10 protein-coding genes and 2 tRNA genes are annotated in these 16,809 nt (G+C 42.9%); 7 read left to right on the top strand and 5 right to left on the bottom strand.

Annotation, left to right across the window (positions count from 1 at the left end; translation table 11 throughout):
- Positions 1 to 73: 73 nt before the first annotated feature.
- The 4 genes from OLM56_RS00470 to OLM56_RS00455 all read left to right on the top strand — a co-directional run bounded on the left by OLM56_RS00470 (position 74) and on the right by OLM56_RS00455 (position 8,031).
- Complete coding sequence (locus OLM56_RS00470; RefSeq protein ID WP_264527945.1) at positions 74 to 397, top strand: DUF6660 family protein; 324 nt, start codon at positions 74 to 76, stop codon at positions 395 to 397.
- A gap of 97 nt (positions 398 to 494) precedes the next feature.
- Complete coding sequence (locus OLM56_RS00465) at positions 495 to 4,841, top strand: CusA/CzcA family heavy metal efflux RND transporter (RefSeq protein WP_264527944.1); 4,347 nt, start codon at positions 495 to 497, stop codon at positions 4,839 to 4,841.
- Positions 4,842 to 4,848: 7 nt separating this feature from the next.
- Positions 4,849 to 6,114: an efflux RND transporter periplasmic adaptor subunit gene (locus OLM56_RS00460; RefSeq protein WP_264527943.1), complete on the top strand. Its 1,266-nt coding sequence runs from the start codon at positions 4,849 to 4,851 to the stop codon at positions 6,112 to 6,114.
- Between the two features lie 15 nt (positions 6,115 to 6,129).
- Complete coding sequence (locus tag OLM56_RS00455; RefSeq protein WP_264527942.1) at positions 6,130 to 8,031, top strand: heavy metal translocating P-type ATPase; 1,902 nt, start codon at positions 6,130 to 6,132, stop codon at positions 8,029 to 8,031.
- Between the two features lie 69 nt (positions 8,032 to 8,100).
- Here OLM56_RS00455 and OLM56_RS00450 read toward each other — a convergent pair whose 3' ends face one another.
- Together OLM56_RS00450 and OLM56_RS00445 are read right to left on the bottom strand one after the other, a co-directional pair.
- Positions 8,101 to 11,217: a choice-of-anchor D domain-containing protein gene (locus OLM56_RS00450; RefSeq protein WP_264527941.1), complete on the bottom strand. Its 3,117-nt coding sequence runs from the start codon at positions 11,215 to 11,217 to the stop codon at positions 8,101 to 8,103.
- A gap of 350 nt (positions 11,218 to 11,567) precedes the next feature.
- The gene (locus OLM56_RS00445; RefSeq protein ID WP_264527940.1) at positions 11,568 to 12,425 is read right to left on the bottom strand and encodes an AraC family transcriptional regulator; all 858 of its coding nucleotides are present in this window, start codon (positions 12,423 to 12,425) and stop codon (positions 11,568 to 11,570) included.
- A 65-nt stretch (positions 12,426 to 12,490) separates the two neighbouring features.
- Between OLM56_RS00445 and OLM56_RS00440 the strand changes: the two genes are divergently transcribed.
- Positions 12,491 to 13,432 carry an NADP-dependent oxidoreductase gene (locus OLM56_RS00440; RefSeq protein ID WP_264527939.1) on the top strand — a complete coding sequence of 314 codons (942 nt, stop codon included), beginning with the start codon at positions 12,491 to 12,493 and terminating at the stop codon, positions 13,430 to 13,432.
- A gap of 59 nt (positions 13,433 to 13,491) precedes the next feature.
- Here the strand turns inward: OLM56_RS00440 and OLM56_RS00435 are convergent.
- Positions 13,492 to 13,564 (bottom strand) — tRNA-Met (locus OLM56_RS00435).
- Positions 13,565 to 13,622: 58 nt separating this feature from the next.
- A tRNA-Met gene (locus OLM56_RS00430) sits at positions 13,623 to 13,695 on the bottom strand.
- A gap of 117 nt (positions 13,696 to 13,812) precedes the next feature.
- Here OLM56_RS00430 and era point away from each other — a divergent pair.
- A complete protein-coding gene (era, locus tag OLM56_RS00425) occupies positions 13,813 to 14,697 on the top strand; it encodes a GTPase Era (RefSeq protein WP_121375104.1) in 885 nt (294 codons plus the stop codon).
- Here the strand turns inward: era and OLM56_RS00420 are convergent, their stop codons facing one another.
- Positions 14,698 to 15,192 carry a hypothetical protein gene (locus OLM56_RS00420; RefSeq protein WP_182492674.1) on the bottom strand — a complete coding sequence of 165 codons (495 nt, stop codon included), beginning with the start codon at positions 15,190 to 15,192 and terminating at the stop codon, positions 14,698 to 14,700.
- A gap of 159 nt (positions 15,193 to 15,351) precedes the next feature.
- Between OLM56_RS00420 and der the strand changes: the two genes are divergently transcribed.
- The gene (gene der, locus OLM56_RS00415; protein WP_121376221.1) at positions 15,352 to 16,662 is read left to right on the top strand and encodes a ribosome biogenesis GTPase Der; all 1,311 of its coding nucleotides are present in this window, start codon (positions 15,352 to 15,354) and stop codon (positions 16,660 to 16,662) included.
- Positions 16,663 to 16,809 lie beyond the last annotated feature (147 nt).

The following is a 16,809-nucleotide window of genomic DNA, read 5'->3' as shown; positions in this document are numbered from 1 at the left end:
GCTATAGGGTAGCTAGATGATTCTATAGCATTGATTTGGTTGTCTGTAAATTATTTTTTCCTACATTTACTCCATGAAACAAGCGAGGCATATACTAACGTCTATTTTATCAGTGTACCTGCTGGTATTGATGGTCTTGCCGTGCAATGATGCGCATGCGCATCCGGAATCGGCGGCCTTGTCTCATGTTTCGCAATTGCAGAACGAACAGCACCATGAAGATTTCTGTACGCCGTTTTGCATCTGCGCCTGCTGTACTACCCCGATTATCATGCAGTCGGTTGCTGTTTTTGAAGTGCCTTATTTTGAAAATTCCTATACAAAAACGCCAAGTTTTTACAAATCGATCGCATCCAGCTTCTTCGGGTCGATCTGGCAGCCGCCGCAATTAGTATAATGTTTTGCCGATGAGAGTCGGCTGATTTATCGCGGGATTTCCGCAAACGAATCCGGATACTTTCGGATAGAATCAACATTATAGTAATTTATAATCTATGTTAGACAAGATTATCCATTTCAGCATCCATAATAAATTTATTATCGGACTGTTTACGCTGGCACTGGTCGTTGTGGGAGGCTATTCGCTTTACAACCTTCCGATCGATGCCCTGCCAGACATTACCAACAACCAAGTACAAGTCATTACGAGCTCGCCTACTTTGGCTACGCAAGAAGTAGAGCAGTTTATCACCTATCCTATCGAACAGGCCGTAAAGCCGATTCCTAAAATCGTCGAATTGCGTTCCATCAGCCGTTTCGGGCTGAGCGTCGTGACCGTCGTTTTTGAAGAGGATGTAGACATCTATTGGGCCCGAGCCCAGATATCGGAACGCATCAAGGAGGCAGAGAATGCCATTCCGAAAAATGTAGGCACGCCCGAAATGGCACCTGTGAGCACGGGACTGGGGGAGATTTATCAGTATGTCGTATTTCCTAAAAAAGGCTACGAAGACCAATACAATGCGACCGACTTGCGTACCATACAAGACTGGATCATCAAGCCGCAGCTGATCGGAACGCCGGGCGTAGCAGAAGTGAATACCCTGGGCGGCAACCTCAAGCAGTATGAAATTGCCGTGCAGCCAGACAAGCTGAAGAGCATGGATGTGACCATTCCTGAGATATTTGAGGCGTTGGAATCGAACAATGAGAATACGGGAGGCGCTTATATCGACAAAAAGCCGTACGCTTATTTTATACGCGGTATCGGGATGGTGAGCAATATCGACGACATCAGCAAGATTGTAGTAAAAAATCAGAACGGGATTCCGATCCTGATACGCGACATCGCAAAGGTACAGATAGGCAGCAGCATCCGCTATGGCGCCGTGACCAAAGACGGCAAAGGCGAAGAGGTGAGCGGCATGGTCATGATGCTCAAGGGCGAGAACAGCGGCGAAGTCGTGAAGAGAGTAAAGGAGAAGATGGAACAGATCAAGAAATCGCTCCCGGAAGGAGTTTCTATCGAGCCTTTTATGGACCGTACGAAATTGGTCAACAAGGCCATCCATACAGTACAGACCAACTTGATTGAGGGAGCGCTTATCGTCATTTTTATATTGGTCTTACTGCTCGGAAACTGGCGTGCCGGACTGGTCGTGGCTTCCGTGATTCCGCTGGCCTTGCTGTTCGCAATCGCCATGATGCGGCTTTTCGGCGTAAGCGGCAACCTGATGAGCTTGGGAGCGATCGATTTCGGAATTATCGTTGACGGGGCGGTGATTATCGTAGAAGCCATCATCCACAGGCTGCAGGTCCGGAAAAGAGAGGTGCTTACCGCAGAACAGATGGACAATGAGGTATACCAAGCCTCCGTAAAAATAAGAAGCAGTGCGGCCTTTGGCGAGATTATCATCTTGATTGTCTACCTGCCGATCTTGGCGCTGGTAGGCATTGAAGGAAAGATGTTCAGCCCGATGGCACAGACGGTTTCGTTTGCCATCTTGGGAGCCTTTATACTTTCGCTTACCTATGTGCCGATGATGAGTGCGCTGGTCTTGAAAAAAGAGACAGGGCATACTAAAAATATAAGCGACAGGATTATTGAGGCGATTACGCAATTCTACAGTCCAATACTGCAGAAAGCGCTACAGATCAAAGGAACTATCATTGCTGCGGCAGTAGGATTGTTTGCCGTATCGTTGTTCGTGTTCAGTTCGTTAGGGGGAGAGTTTATCCCTACGTTAGACGAAGGGGACATTGCAACCCATTTGATTATTGCCTCTGGCAGTTCGCTTTCGCAGGAAATCGAGGCGACAACCAAAGCGGAGCAGCTGCTCAAGGCCAAGTTTCCGGAAATCAAGATGGTGGTGACCAAAATAGGGAGCGCCGAAATTCCGACCGACCCAATGCCGATTGAGGCAGGAGACATGATTATCTTGCTGAAAGACCGAAAAGAGTGGACATCGGCCAAGACCAAGGAGGAATTGATGGAAAAGATGGAAAAAGCCCTGCAGGATATTCCGGGTGCTACGACCGAATTCTCACAGCCGATACAGATGCGTTTTAACGAGCTGATGACAGGCGTGCGGAGCGATGTGGCCGTCAAGATATTCGGAGACGATATCGACATGCTCGTGAGCAAGGGCGATGAGGCGCTGCAGCTAATTCAAGGCGTGGAAGGTGTTTCTGATGCCAAGCTCGAACGGGTTGCAGGACTGCCGCAGATTACGGTACGCTACAACAAAGACAAGCTGGCGCTTTACGGATTGAACATCGGTGACCTAAACCGGGTCATCCGCATCGGCTTTGCCGGAGAGGCGGCAGGGGTGATTTATGAAAAAGAAAAACGATTTGATCTGGTAGTGCGGCTGGAAGCTGACAGCCGGCAGGATATCTCCAACTTGAAATCGTTGTTTATTACGCTGCCGTCTGGCAACCAGATTCCGCTGGAGCAGGTGGCTGATATCCAATATGAAGATGGCCCGATGCAGATCAGCCGTGAGGATGGAAAGCGCAGGATTGTTGTCGGCTTTAACGTGAGAGGCAAGGACGTGAAGGGCGTTGTTGAAGAAATCCAGGCCAAGCTAGACAAGAGCCTCGTGCTTCCAGAGGGTTATTATACTACGTATGGCGGACAGTTTGAAAACCTGATCGACGCGAACAAGCGCTTGATGGTGGCGGTTCCGATTGCGTTGGGACTGATTTTTATCTTGCTGTATTTTACCTTCAATTCCGTAAAACAGTCGCTGTTGATTTTTACGGCAATTCCGTTATCGGCCATCGGAGGCATTTTTGCCTTGTGGATTCGGGGCATGCCGTTCAGCATTTCGGCGGGAGTCGGATTCATCGCATTATTTGGGGTTTCGGTATTAAACGGAATCGTACTGATAGCCTATTTCAATCAATTAAAAAAAGAAGGAATGAACGATATTTATGAACGTATCAAAGAGGGAACCAAAGTAAGACTGAGGCCGGTAATCTTGACAGCCTCGGTAGCGTCGCTGGGCTTTTTGCCGATGGCGATCAGCAGCAGTGCCGGAGCAGAAGTACAAAAGCCGTTAGCTACCGTAGTAATCGGCGGCTTGCTGACTGCAACGATCTTGACGCTGATTGTACTGCCGATCTTGTATTATTATTTTGAAAAAGGATTTAAAAGGAACAAAAACACGACATTGCTCTCAATCGTAATCTTGGCGCTTTTTACAGCTAATGCCAACGCACAAGAAGTTCCGAAAAGCCTCGATTTAAAACAGGCCATCGAGTCGGGAATAAAGAACAATTCGCTGATCCAATCGTCTGAGCTGGAAAGCAAGATGCAGTCGCAGCTAAAAGGTACTGCGTTCGACCTGCCGAAGACGGAAGTGACGGGAACGTTCGGACAGATCAATTCGAATGCACAGGATAAGAATTTCAGCATATCCCAAACGTTCAGTCCGTTTCAATATGGCGCAAGAAGAAAACTGCTGATAGAGAACAGCAACTTGAGCCAGCTGAAAGCGGGAGTGACCCGACAGGAAATTACGTTCAACATCCGTCAGTCGTGGAATGCGATATTGTATTACTCTGAATTGAACAAGATGCTTTCTAGGCAGAACAGCCTTATGCAAAAGTTCGTGCGTTCGGCTTCGCTCCGTTTTGATACGGGTGAGACGAACTCGCTGGAGAAAACGACGGCCGTGGCAAAGCAGCAGGAACTGGAACAGCGCATCAAGCAGAACGAAGCCATGATCTGGGTCGAAAAATCCAAAATCAAGACTTTTTTGAATCGGAAAGAAGATTTTGCCGTGAGCGATACTGTCTTTGCAGCCTTGCCTTCGTTAGCTGTTTTAGACAGTGCTTTGGTGAAGCAGAATCCGAATCTTAAGCTCGCCGCGGCACAAGTGAATGTGGCCGAAGCAAGCCGCAAAGTGGAGAAGGCGGCTCTATTGCCAGACCTTACGGCAGGCTATTTTATACAATCTTTCAAGGGAAGCCAGGAGGTGAACGGCGAAACGGTTTCATATGACGGTTCGCTGCGTTTTCAAGGATTTTCGGTAGGCATCTCGCTGCCGATTTTTGCAGGAAGCAGTATTGCTAAGATACAGGCTTCTAAGACCAACATTGAAATGCAGCAGAAAAATGCCGATTATATGCAGTCGCAGCTGATTAATCAACACGAACAGCAGCTGCAGCAGCTGCATACGTTTCAGTCGCTGGTCGATTATTATAAAGCCACAGCCTTGCCTAATGCCGACCTGATTACTAAAAATGCAGGAAAGGCGTATATGAATGGGGACATTTCTTATGTGGAATACGTGCAGGGGCTGGAAACGGCTTTGGGCATCCGAACGAATTATATCAATGCAGTAAATAACTTTAACCAGACTGTAATCAACTTGCAGTTTCTGGCGAATCAATAATATCAAGATGAACAGAAGAACTATAGTATACGGAAGCCTTGCGGCGATTGCGATTGCCCTGATTCTCTATTTTTCGCTCCGTCCTGCCGAAAATGACGGGCATAGTCATGGAGAAGCGACAGCAGAAGTGAAACCAAAAGAACAGGCTCCTGTTAAAGAAGTAGAGCTGAACGAAGCGCAATACAAAGCCTCAGGAATCGAACTGGGGACTTTTGCGATGAAAAACTTAAGCGAGGTCGTGAATGCCAATGGCTATACCAAGCTGCCGCCTCAGAACCAGGCTGATGTTTCGGTGCACATAACCGGAATCGTGAAGTCTATAAACGTCATCGAAGGGCAGTCTGTTAAAAAAGGGCAGGTGCTGGCGACTATAGAAAGCCCAGAATTTGCTAAATTGCAGGAAGCCTACCTGACTTCGAAAAGCAATCTGGAATTCCTGACGCTGGAGTATGAAAGGCAGAAGACGCTGAGCGAAGAAAATGTGAATTCGAAGAAAGTCTTCCAGAAGACGAAGGCGGAATTTGAGATGGAAAAGGCAAGGCTCAGTTCTTTGAGACAGCAATTGGCGGTGCTCAACTTGAGCGGAAGCAACAGCCCGAGCTCGGTAATGCCTATCCTGGCTCCGATTTCAGGTTATATCACCGAAATCAACATCAAGATAGGAAGCAATGCGGAAGTGGGCAAGCCGCTGTTGAGCATTGTGGATAATTCGCAATTGCATGTCGACCTGCTGGTGTATGAAAAGGACTTGCAGAAGGTAAAGCCGGGGCAGAACATCCGATTCGTACTGACCAATCAGGACAATACGGAGATTAGCGGGAAGGTCTTTAATGTCGGCAAGGCTTTTGAGAACGAGACCAAATCGGTGGCAGTTCATGCCGATATTGCGAACAAGAGCCAGACGCTGATTCCGGGAATGTATGTCAATGCCTTGATTGATGTGGGTGCCAAAGACGTGCAGGCGCTTCCGGTAGAGGCCGTGATAAAGGCGGAAGGAAGGGAATTTATCTTTATACTGGAAGAGGGACATGAAGAAGCCTCGCATGATAAAGAAGAGGGGCATTCGCATGAGGACGGGCATGCTCATGAAGAGGCGGGAAAGACGTTCCATTTTCAGCGCATCGAAGTAAAAACCGGCACTTCGCAATTGGGATTCGTACAGGTTTCGGTTTTGCAAAAAATTGATGCCGACGCCAAAATCGTTTTGAAAGGAGCGTATTATATCCAGAGCCACCTGCTGAAAAGCGAGGGGGGCGGAGGCCACCAACATTAACCTAAAAATACAACTATGGCACACGATCATAGCGAAATAGGGCATTCGCACAGCCACGACAGCCAATGGAAAACGTATTTTCCGGCTGCAGCCAGCTTCTTGCTTTTGGTGTCGGGAATCTTGCTGGAACAAACCGAAGCGGTATTTTTCAGCTATCCGGTTACGCTTGTCTGGTATATTGCTGCTTACATTTTGGTGGGATTGAAAGTCAATTATCAAGCGGTAAAGGAAATCCGGAACGGCAATATCTTTTCAGAGTTTTTCTTAATGTCCATTGCCACGATAGGCGCCTTCTTGATTGGAGAATATTCTGAAGGTGTCGCTGTCATGCTTTTTTATGCGATAGGGGAGCTGTTTCAAGATGCTGCAGTCGAAAGGGCACAGCGGAGCATCAAGGCCTTGCTGGACATCCGTCCTGATGAGGTGACTGTAATTCGCAATAATGAGCCTGTAGTAGTCAATCCGTCAGAAGTAACCCTAGGTGAGATTATCCAGATAAAACCGGGCGAGAAGGTCGCTTTGGATGGGGAATTGTTATCCGAAACGGCCGCTTTTAATACGGCTGCCCTGACAGGAGAAAGCAAGCCGGATACCAAAACAAAAGGGGAGGCGGTCTTGGCGGGCATGATCAATCTGCAGACTTTAGCGGAAGTAAAAGTCATAGCTTTATTCAAAGATAGCAAGCTTTCTCGAATATTACAGATGGTGCAGGAGGCGACGGCCCGGAAATCAAAAACACAGCTTTTTATTTCAAGGTTCGCCAAGGTCTATACGCCGATTGTAGTTTTCTTGGCTATTGCGATTGTCTCACTGCCGTATCTTTTTGTAGCAAACTATGTTTTTAACGACTGGTTATATCGCGGGTTGGTTTTCTTGGTGATTTCTTGTCCGTGTGCCTTGGTCATCTCGATTCCGCTGGGTTATTTTGGAGGTATCGGACTGGCTTCGCGAAACGGCATCTTGTTTAAGGGAAGCAATTATCTCGACGTAATGACAAAAGTAGACACGGTGGTCATGGACAAGACGGGAACCTTGACGAAAGGTGTTTTTGAAGTGCAGGAAGTGATAGCTCATACGATTGATAAAGACAAGCTGGTGGTTTTGACGGCGGCTTTGGAAAGCAAGTCGACGCATCCTATTGCAAATGCGATTGTCCGTTATTCAAAAGACAGTTATAAATCCGTTTCGGTTTCAGATGTGGAAGAAATTGCGGGGCACGGACTGTCAGGTACAGTCGAAGGCAGAAAAGTACTGGCCGGAAACCTGAAATTGCTTAAAAAATATGGTATTGCGTACGACAAGGCTATCGAATCGAAAGTGGAAACTATAGTTGTCGTAGCCGTTAATGATGAATATGTAGGCTATTTTACGATTGCAGACGAGCTGAAAGAAGATGCTCACGTTGCTATTTCGAGACTGCATGAGCTGGGTATCAAAACTGTCATGCTGAGCGGCGACAAGCAGAGCATCGTAGATAAGGTAGCGCAAGCGTTGCAGATTGATGCGGCTTATGGCGACTTGCTTCCGGAGAACAAAGTTGAAAAAGTACAGGAATTGAAGGATAAAGGAAGAACGATAGCTTTTGTCGGCGATGGCGTAAATGATGCTCCCGTGATAGCGCTTGCCGATGCTGGAATTGCCATGGGTGGACTGGGAAGCGATGCTACGATTGAAACCGCAGACATCGTAATCCAGAACGACCAGCCGAGCAAGATTGCTTCTTCGATACAAATGGGCAAGGTGACAAGAAGAATCGTCATGCAGAATATTACGCTGGCTTTTGGCGTAAAAGTGGTCGTGCTTATTTTAGGAGCCGGCGGACTGGCTACGTTATGGGAAGCGGTTTTTGCCGATGTAGGCGTGGCACTGCTGGCTATAGTAAACGCCGTCAGGATTCAAAGGATGAGAATATATTAAATAGAGAAACCATCAATTAAATTGATGGTTTCTTTTTATGCTTGCTGGGCAAGTTCAATAAGAGAGGTCTTATTTTATAGCTACTTTTTTAGTAGTTGTAGTGTTCCCAGATTTGATAACAACGATGTAGATTCCTTTTTGAGAAGTTCCTAAATCGATAACTTCTTGAGAAGCTACTTTTTTAGAAAGGATGTTTTTTCCTAAAGAATCGAATACAGTGATATCTGCATTTTCACCTGCAAAATCCAATTGGAATTGGCCATTGCTAGGGTTTGGGTATAATTTTACTTCGTTGTTCAAGGCTGCAGTACCTTTTTTAACTTCTGCAGCTGCTCTTGGAGAAGTACCATAGCAAGTCCAAGCTACATCGTCAATGATTACTCTGTTACCGCTGTTTCTGATTTCGATTGTAGCGTTTCCAGATACGTTGATAGCTTGAGAATAAGTAGCTGTAGCAGTTGAAGTAACATTGATATCAGCACCGTATTGTACACCGTTAACAAAAACTTTCAATACAGAATCACCTGTGAAAACTCTTTGGTAGTTGAAAGACAACGTACCGATACCTGTTGTGATAAAAGTGGTATTTGTCAAAGTACCTACTCTTAAAGCAATAGCGTCGCCGTTTAAGTCTTGGTCAGTTCTAGCGTCAGTTGCAGACCAATTGATACCATTGTTTCCTGTCCAAGTTCTAGTAGCATAAGAGCTAGCGCTGCTTCCTAAGTTAGAGAATGTTTCTGTACCTCCAACACATGGAGCGCCAGTAGTCAAGATCTCGTCGTTTGCAGGCGTTGCAGCATATAGAGGACCTCCGATACATTCAGCATTGTATGGATATACAGTGATAGAATAGTTAGTATTAGCAGTCAATCCAGAAAGGGCAAAGTTTGCATTTGTACCTACATAAACTACTTTTCCAGCACCTAGCATATCATTTACTTGGTAAGCTGTTCCGTTAACTGGAGCTGTAACTACACCAGTTGTACTGATCATGGCAAGATATCCAGTAGCTGTAACACCAGAAACTGCAACAGAAGCAGTAGTATCAGTAATGTTAGAAGAAGAGATAACAGCAGTTCCAACTGGAGCCACACAGTTTTCTTGAGCGCTAGCCTTAAGGTCGATTACGCAAGAGCCTTCGTTTGCATCATTGCTTACTACAGTAAGAGTTCCAAGTTTGTTTCCTAATGTAGCACTGTTGAATTTTACTTCAACTTCAATTGCGCTTGAAGGCACTAATGTGAAAGGAACAGATGGGTTAACGATAGAATAGTTAACAGCATCGCTTAACGTAAGAGCGCTAACTTCTAAATCTTGAGTACCTAAGTTTTCAATAGTAAAGATGATAACTTTGTCTGTGCTAGGCAATACCGCACCAAAATCAATTGTAAAATCACCACATGATTTCAAGATCAATTCGCTGTCTGATAACTGCAATTCTGGACCGTCAGGTGTCGTGTAGCAATTCCAAGACAAATCGTCGATAATTGTTCTGTTTCCGCTGTTTCTGATTTCGATAGTAATCGGACCAGAAAGATCGATAGCTTGAGAGTAAGCAGTAGTAACGTCAGAAGTAACATTGATATCAGCACCGTATTGTGTTCCGTTTACGAATACTTTTAATACAGAATCACCGCTGAAAACTCTTTTGTAGTTGAAGTTCAACGTTCCGATACCTCCAGCAACAGGAGTCGTGTTGGTAAGAATTCCAGTTCTCAAAGCGATAGCGTCTCCAGTTAGATCTTGGTCGTTTCTAGAGTCAGTTGCAGACCATGTCACGCCATTATCACCTGTCCAAGTTCTTGATGTGTATGTGCTAGAAGCAGTTCCTAAGTTTGAGAACGTTTCGTTTCCACCGATACATGGAGCAGCAGTAGTTGTGAAAGTTTCGTCAATTGAAGTTTCTGTGTAGTATAATGGACCTCCAGTACAATCTGTATTGTTGTAAGGGAATACGAAAAGGTGGTATGGCGTGTTTTCTGTAAGACCAGTAAGAGAGAAGTTGGCACTAGTTCCGTTATACGCTACTGTTCCGCCTCCAAGGCTGTCACCTACGTTGTAGCTTGTAGCGTTAGCTGGAGCAGCAGATAAAGTACTTGAAGTAGAAAGAACAGCAAGATATTTGTCAGCTGTCGCGCTAGTTACCGCTGCGTCAGCAGAAGCGTAAGCGATATTAGAAACAGTAACGTCAGCACCTGTAATAACTGGTGCAATACATGGCTGAAGAGCAGTTCCAGTCAAATTAACTACACAAGAAGCTTCATCAGCATCATTGCTTGCAATAGTCAGTGTAGAAATCTTGTTTCCAGCAACAGCGCCTTGGAAACGAACCAAAACCAATCCTGAACCTGAAGGAGCAACCGTAAAAGGTACTGATGGTGAAATAATAGAGAAGTCTGTAGTGTTGCTTAATGTCAAAGCAGTCACGTTCAAGGCAGAAGTGCCAAGGTTTTTAACAGAGAAAACTGCATCGTGATATTGGCCTACAGGGTGAGAACCAAAATCAACAGCAAGGCTTCCGCACTCGCGGTTTGTCCCAGCTGCATCTGCTAATTGAAGTTCTGGACCAGCAACAGCTGAGTAGCAGTTCCATGATAAATCGTCAACAATAGTTCTGTTACCACTGTTTCTGATCTCGATAACTACGTTTCCAGAAACATTGATGGCTTGTGAGAATGTAGTTGCAGTAACATCAGAAGTAACAGCGATGTCACCACCGTACTGAACTCCATTAACAAATACTTTTAAAGTAGAATTTCCAGAGAAAACTCTTTTGTATTTGAAAGAAAGTGTACCGATACCGTTCGCTACAGTACTAGTGTTTTTTAAAGTACTTGTTCTTAAAGCGATAGCATCGCCTGTAAGATCTTGGTCAGTTCTTGCGTCTGTTGCAGACCAAGCTACGCCGTTGTCGCCTGTCCATGTTCTGGTTGCATAAGTACTAGAAGCAGCACCTAGGTTTGAAAAGGTTTCAGAACCACCGCCTGTACATTCGAAGAAATTCCAAGCAAAAGAAGCAGAAGGATTAAAAAGGTTGAATCCTTGGAATGGATTTGCAAGCATTGCTGCAGTAGAAGCTGTAGAAACATTCGTGGTTTGCAGGCTGTTGGCAGAAGACGATTTCCCAAAGGAAAGTCCCGACATGCTTGCGAATACTAAAGCTAATAAAAATCGTTTTTTAAACATAATTATAAAATTTAAGATTGGAAGGAAATCGTTTTATAAAGGATATTATACCTGCAGGGTTTATCGCTTTAACATTCCAAATTTAATTTTAATAATTTTTGAAGAACGGATTTTTAGAATAAGGATTTATTAAAAAATGGTTACTAACTATCTAGTATTTAATAGTTTAAATTACGTATTAATAACAAATGAAGCACGCGATTTTCTGATTTCTTGCTTATATTTATTAGGGCAAAAAACGAGAATTTAAGGCGGACACTGGCTTGCGAATAGAAAAGACAATTCGAATCTCAATTTGTGATTATCTTTTTAGTTATCCTAAATTTTACAAATCGTAAATTACCTAACAATTACATTCTGATTGTCTTTCGGTAGGCTTTCGGACTGCTGCCTTTTTGTTTCTTAAAAAACTTATTGAGATGGCTTTCGTCAGTAAATCCGAATTCGTCTGCTATCTCGTTGATGCGTTTGTCGCTAAACTGCAATCGGTGTTCGATGAGCTTGGTTTTGTACGTAGCAATATACTGTTGCATGGTTTCGTTCGTATGGCGTTTGAAATATTTGCCCAGATAGGCATTTGAGATGCCGAATTTCGTACTGATGTTTTCTGCTTTGAGTTTTTCAGGATGGTAAATATTGCTCTGGATGTATTGCAGAATGTCCATTGCTTTTTCTTCGGTGCTGGTATTTACTTGTTCCGGAAGGTATTTGGCGATATTTCGGGCAACAATAATAATAAGCGTATTTACCAATTGATGAATAAGCTCCTTGTTGAAAAGATCGGCGTTTATGGATTCTCTTACGATTGCATCTACCATTGGCTTTACCAAGCTTTTGTCGATTTGGTTTTTTAAGATACACCCAGGCTGATGGTTGGCATTCTGCAAGATATATTCAAGCCTCTTTATGTTTTCGGTAGGCAAACCACCATTTTGGATGTAGATATCATTGAAGCGGAGGAATAAAAATTCAGTAGTTGTTTCAATTTCAAAAGAATGGCAATCTTCTGGAGTAATCAAAAACATATGTCCGGCGAAATAGCTAAATTTATTCTGGTTGATGCACTGTTTACCGGTTCCGGAAATAATATACACGAGTTCAAAGAAAGTATGCGTGTGTTCTTGTTTCGGACATACATCCAAAGTCATATAAGTAATGGAAAACGGCTGATGTAGATTTTCTTTTCTCATGATGCAAATGTACTGCATTTTGGAAATATTATACCAATAATATTAAATTTATCAGTATAAATTTGCTTTAAAATACACTAACAATGAAAGCAATAATTTTAAAAGAGCCTGGAACAGTTGAAAATTTGATCGTTTCAGAAGTACCTATCCCTACTATTACAGAGGGTGAAGTTTTAATACAAACAAAATCAATCAGTATCAATCCGGTAGATATCAAGACGCGAAAGGGAAATGGGACTTATGGAAAAATAAAAGATGAAAGTCCGATAATTCTCGGTTGGGATGTTTCAGGGGTTGTGGTCGAGTCTAAATCTGAACTTTTTAAAAAGGGAGATGAGGTTTTCGGAATGGTTAATTTTCCCGGACACGGAAAAGCGTATGCTGAATATGTAGCGGCCCCGGCATCACAGCTGGCTTTAAAACCAAAGAACATCTCTTTTGATGAAGCGGCAGCAGCAACGCTTACGGTTCTTACGGCTTGGCAGGCACTAATTACGAATGCAAAGATAAAAGCGGGCGACCGAGTGCTGATTCATGCGGCTTCTGGAGGAGTAGGACATTTTGCAGTGCAGATTGCGAAACATTTTGGAGCGTATGTCATCGGTACGTCTTCTGCGGTCAACAAAGATTTTGTGTTATCGCTTGGCGCTGACGAACATTTGGATTATAAAGCACAGCCTTTTGAAGATGTCGTAAAAGATATCGATTTTGTATTGGATACTATCGGAGGAGACAATATCGACCGCTCTTTAGAAGTAATCAAGCCAGGCGGCACCTTGATTAGCATTCCGTCTGGATTGAACGAACAGCTGGTTGAAAAAGCAAAAGCAAAAAATGTAGATGGCTATTTTATTATGGTACATTCTAGCGGTGAAGACATGAAGACAGTTGCTTCTCTTTTGGAAAAAGGAATCCTTAAAGCCCATGTTTCAAAAACGTTTCCTTTTGAGAAATTAGCAGATGTACATCTGTATGTTGAAACGGCTAGAAGTGTTGGAAAAGTAATCGTGAAGGTTTCAGAATAAGAAAACTAAAAAGTATCGAAATAAAAAAAGCCACTAATTTTTATTAGTGGCTTTCTTAGTAGCGGGAACTGGACTCGAACCAGTGACCTTCGGGTTATGAGCCCGACGAGCTACCTACTGCTCTATCCCGCGATGTGCGTTTGTATTCTCAATATGTCTTTGTTATTGGGCAAAACCTCAATAAACTTAGTAGCGGGAACTGGACTCGAACCAGTGACCTTCGGGTTATGAGCCCGACGAGCTACCTACTGCTCTATCCCGCGATGTTTCGGGTGCAAATTTACAACGATTATCTTGAAAAACAAGCGTTTTTATGAAAAATGTTTTATTTCTTCTATTGGACTGATATGATTACCTTTGCAACATAAATTATTTTTGAGATGTCACATAAAGCAGGTTTTGTAAATATTATTGGTAATCCTAACGTTGGAAAATCGACCTTAATGAATGCGTTTGTTGGAGAAAGGCTGTCCATAATTACGTCAAAAGCACAAACAACACGGCATAGAATTTTAGGAATCGTAAATGGAGAAGATTTCCAGGTGGTGCTTTCGGATACGCCAGGAATTATAAAGCCGGCTTATGAGCTGCAGTCTTCAATGATGGATTTCGTGAAATCTGCTTTTGAAGATGCCGATATTTTAATCTACATGGTCGAGATAGGAGAGAAGGAACTAAAAGATGAAGCTTTTTTTAATAAGATCATACATGCAAAAATTCCAGTCTTATTGCTTTTGAATAAGATTGACAAGTCGAACCAAGACCAGTTAGAAGAACAGATTGCGCTTTGGAAAGAAAAAGTGCCTAATGCTGAAATCCACCCTATTTCCGCTTTAGAAAACTTTAATGTAAAAGAAGTATTTGCGCGAATTATTGATCTTTTGCCAGAATCGCCACCGTTTTATCCAAAAGATGCCCTGACAGACAAGCCCGAACGTTTCTTTGTGAATGAAACCATTCGTGAGAAAATCTTGATCAATTACGAAAAAGAGATTCCGTATTCTGTAGAAATCGAGACAGAAGAATTTTTAGAAGATGAAAATATCATCCGAATCCGTTCGGTAATCATGGTCGAACGCGATACGCAGAAAGGAATTATTATCGGACACAAAGGCCTTGCATTGAAAAAAGTAGGAATGCAGTCGCGAGAAGATTTAGAAAAGTTCTTCGGAAAGCAGATTCATATTGAATTGTATGTGAAAGTCAACAAAGACTGGAGAAATAGTGCGTATCAGCTAAAGCGATTCGGCTACAACAATAGATAATCAGGCAATAATTTTATTGGCTAGCGAAAGGAGTTCCCGCATTTGGGTAGCTCCTTTTTTTCTGTTTAGTCGTGCGATAAAATAGAGCAGGAGCCAAGCATTCAGAAGCGCGAACATCACGACTAAGTCAAATTCATTCGACTGTGAAAATGTCCATTTCGAATAAGCAATAATTCCGAAAAGGATAAACAACCCGCCGACAATAAAGTGCATCGCCAAAAAGATAAACCATAAGACCGGGTCAGGTCCGAACATTCCTTTTACGTAGGTTCTGCCGTCTTCATACGTGTCTAATTCAATATGAAGTGATGGCGACCAGTATTCTCTTCGGAACAATCCAACGCCCAGCCAGATGTGGTTTCCAGCATCTTTGAATTTAAAATCTTCCGATTCGAACGTTTTCACTTTTTCATACGACAATTTGATTTCATCAATTGTCTTTGGTGAAAACTGCTCAAATTTAGGGCGAAGCTTTATGTTTTTATCAAAATCCATCTTGAAATCTATAACACCAAATTACTGTTTTTATTTTGATGAAAATGCTAAATTGTCGTTAAACCTCTGTCTAGAAATGAGACCAAAACAACAACCTTTAACTTTACACTTTTTACTTGAAACAAAAAACGTACCTTTGCAAAATATTTCAAAAATAATATGAACAATATCGTTGCCATTGTCGGAAGGCCAAATGTAGGAAAGTCAACACTTTTTAATAGGTTGATTCAAAGAAGAGAAGCTATCGTAGATTCTGTATCGGGTGTTACCCGTGACAGAAATTACGGGAAAAGCGAATGGAATGGAAAAGAGTTTTCTGTTATTGACACTGGCGGTTATGTTCGCGGTTCTGAAGACGTTTTTGAAGGCGAAATCAGAAAGCAGGTCGAATTGGCAATCGATGAGGCCGACGTTATTATTTTTGTTGTTGATGTCGAAGAAGGTATTACGCCGATGGATGATGCTGTCGCGAAATTGCTTCGTAAAGTAACAAAGCCAGTGTTGCTTGCCGTAAATAAGGTGGATAACGCCATGCGCGAAAAAGATGCAGTTGAGTTCTATAACCTTGGATTAGGAGATTATTATACGTTTGCCAGTATTTCGGGCAGTGGAACAGGAGAATTGCTAGATGCATTGATTGAAGCGTTTCCTGAAAAACCAGAGCCTACAAAAGAAGAGCTAGAATTGCCTCGTTTTGCAGTTGTTGGCCGTCCGAACGCAGGAAAATCAAGCTTTATCAATGCCTTGATTGGAAAAGATAGATATATCGTGACTGATATTGCAGGAACTACTCGTGATGCGATCGATACCAAATTTGACCGTTTTGGATTTGAATTCAATTTAGTCGATACGGCGGGAATCCGACGCAAGGCAAAAGTAAAAGAAGATTTAGAATTTTATTCTGTAATGCGTTCTGTTCGTGCGATTGAGCATTCTGATGTCTGTATCTTGATAATCGATGCTACAAGAGGATTTGAAGGACAAGATCAGAATATCTTCTGGCTGGCCGAGAAAAATAGAAAAGGCGTCGTTATTTTGGTCAATAAATGGGACTTGGTTGAAAAAGATACCATGTCGACAAAAGAATACGAAGCAAAAATCCGTAAAGAATTAATGCCGTTTACAGACGTGCCGATTATCTTTACTTCGGCTTTGACAAAACAACGTTTGTTGAAGGCGTTGGAAGAAACGGTAAAAGTTTTTGAAAGCAGAAAGCAGCGAATCGCAACTTCGAAATTCAATGACCACATGCTGAAAATCATAGAAAATTATCCACCGCCAGCTTTAAAAGGGAAGTATGTGAAAATCAAATTCTGCATGCAATTGCCAACGCCTACGCCGCAGTTTGTGTTTTTTGCCAACCTGCCGCAATATGTAAAAGAACCCTACAAACGATTTTTAGAAAATAAAATCCGTGAAAACTGGGATTTCTCAGGAGTGCCAATTGATATTTACATCAGAGAAAAATAATAGTTTAAAATTTTAAACGAACCAAGGGATTGCTTTCTAGCAATCCCTTTTTTTTGTCATACAAAAAATCTTTGAGTTATTTTTGAATGTGAGGTTTTTTATACAGTTTGTTAAAAATTATGTAAGAAATTATTTCTTTTGACAATA

The sequence above is a fragment of the Flavobacterium sp. N2550 genome, assembly GCF_025947265.1.
GTDB lineage: Bacteria > Bacteroidota > Bacteroidia > Flavobacteriales > Flavobacteriaceae > Flavobacterium > Flavobacterium endophyticum.
The sequence above is the reverse complement of the archived record's forward strand: the minus strand, read 5'-3'. Positions and strand labels throughout refer to the sequence as shown.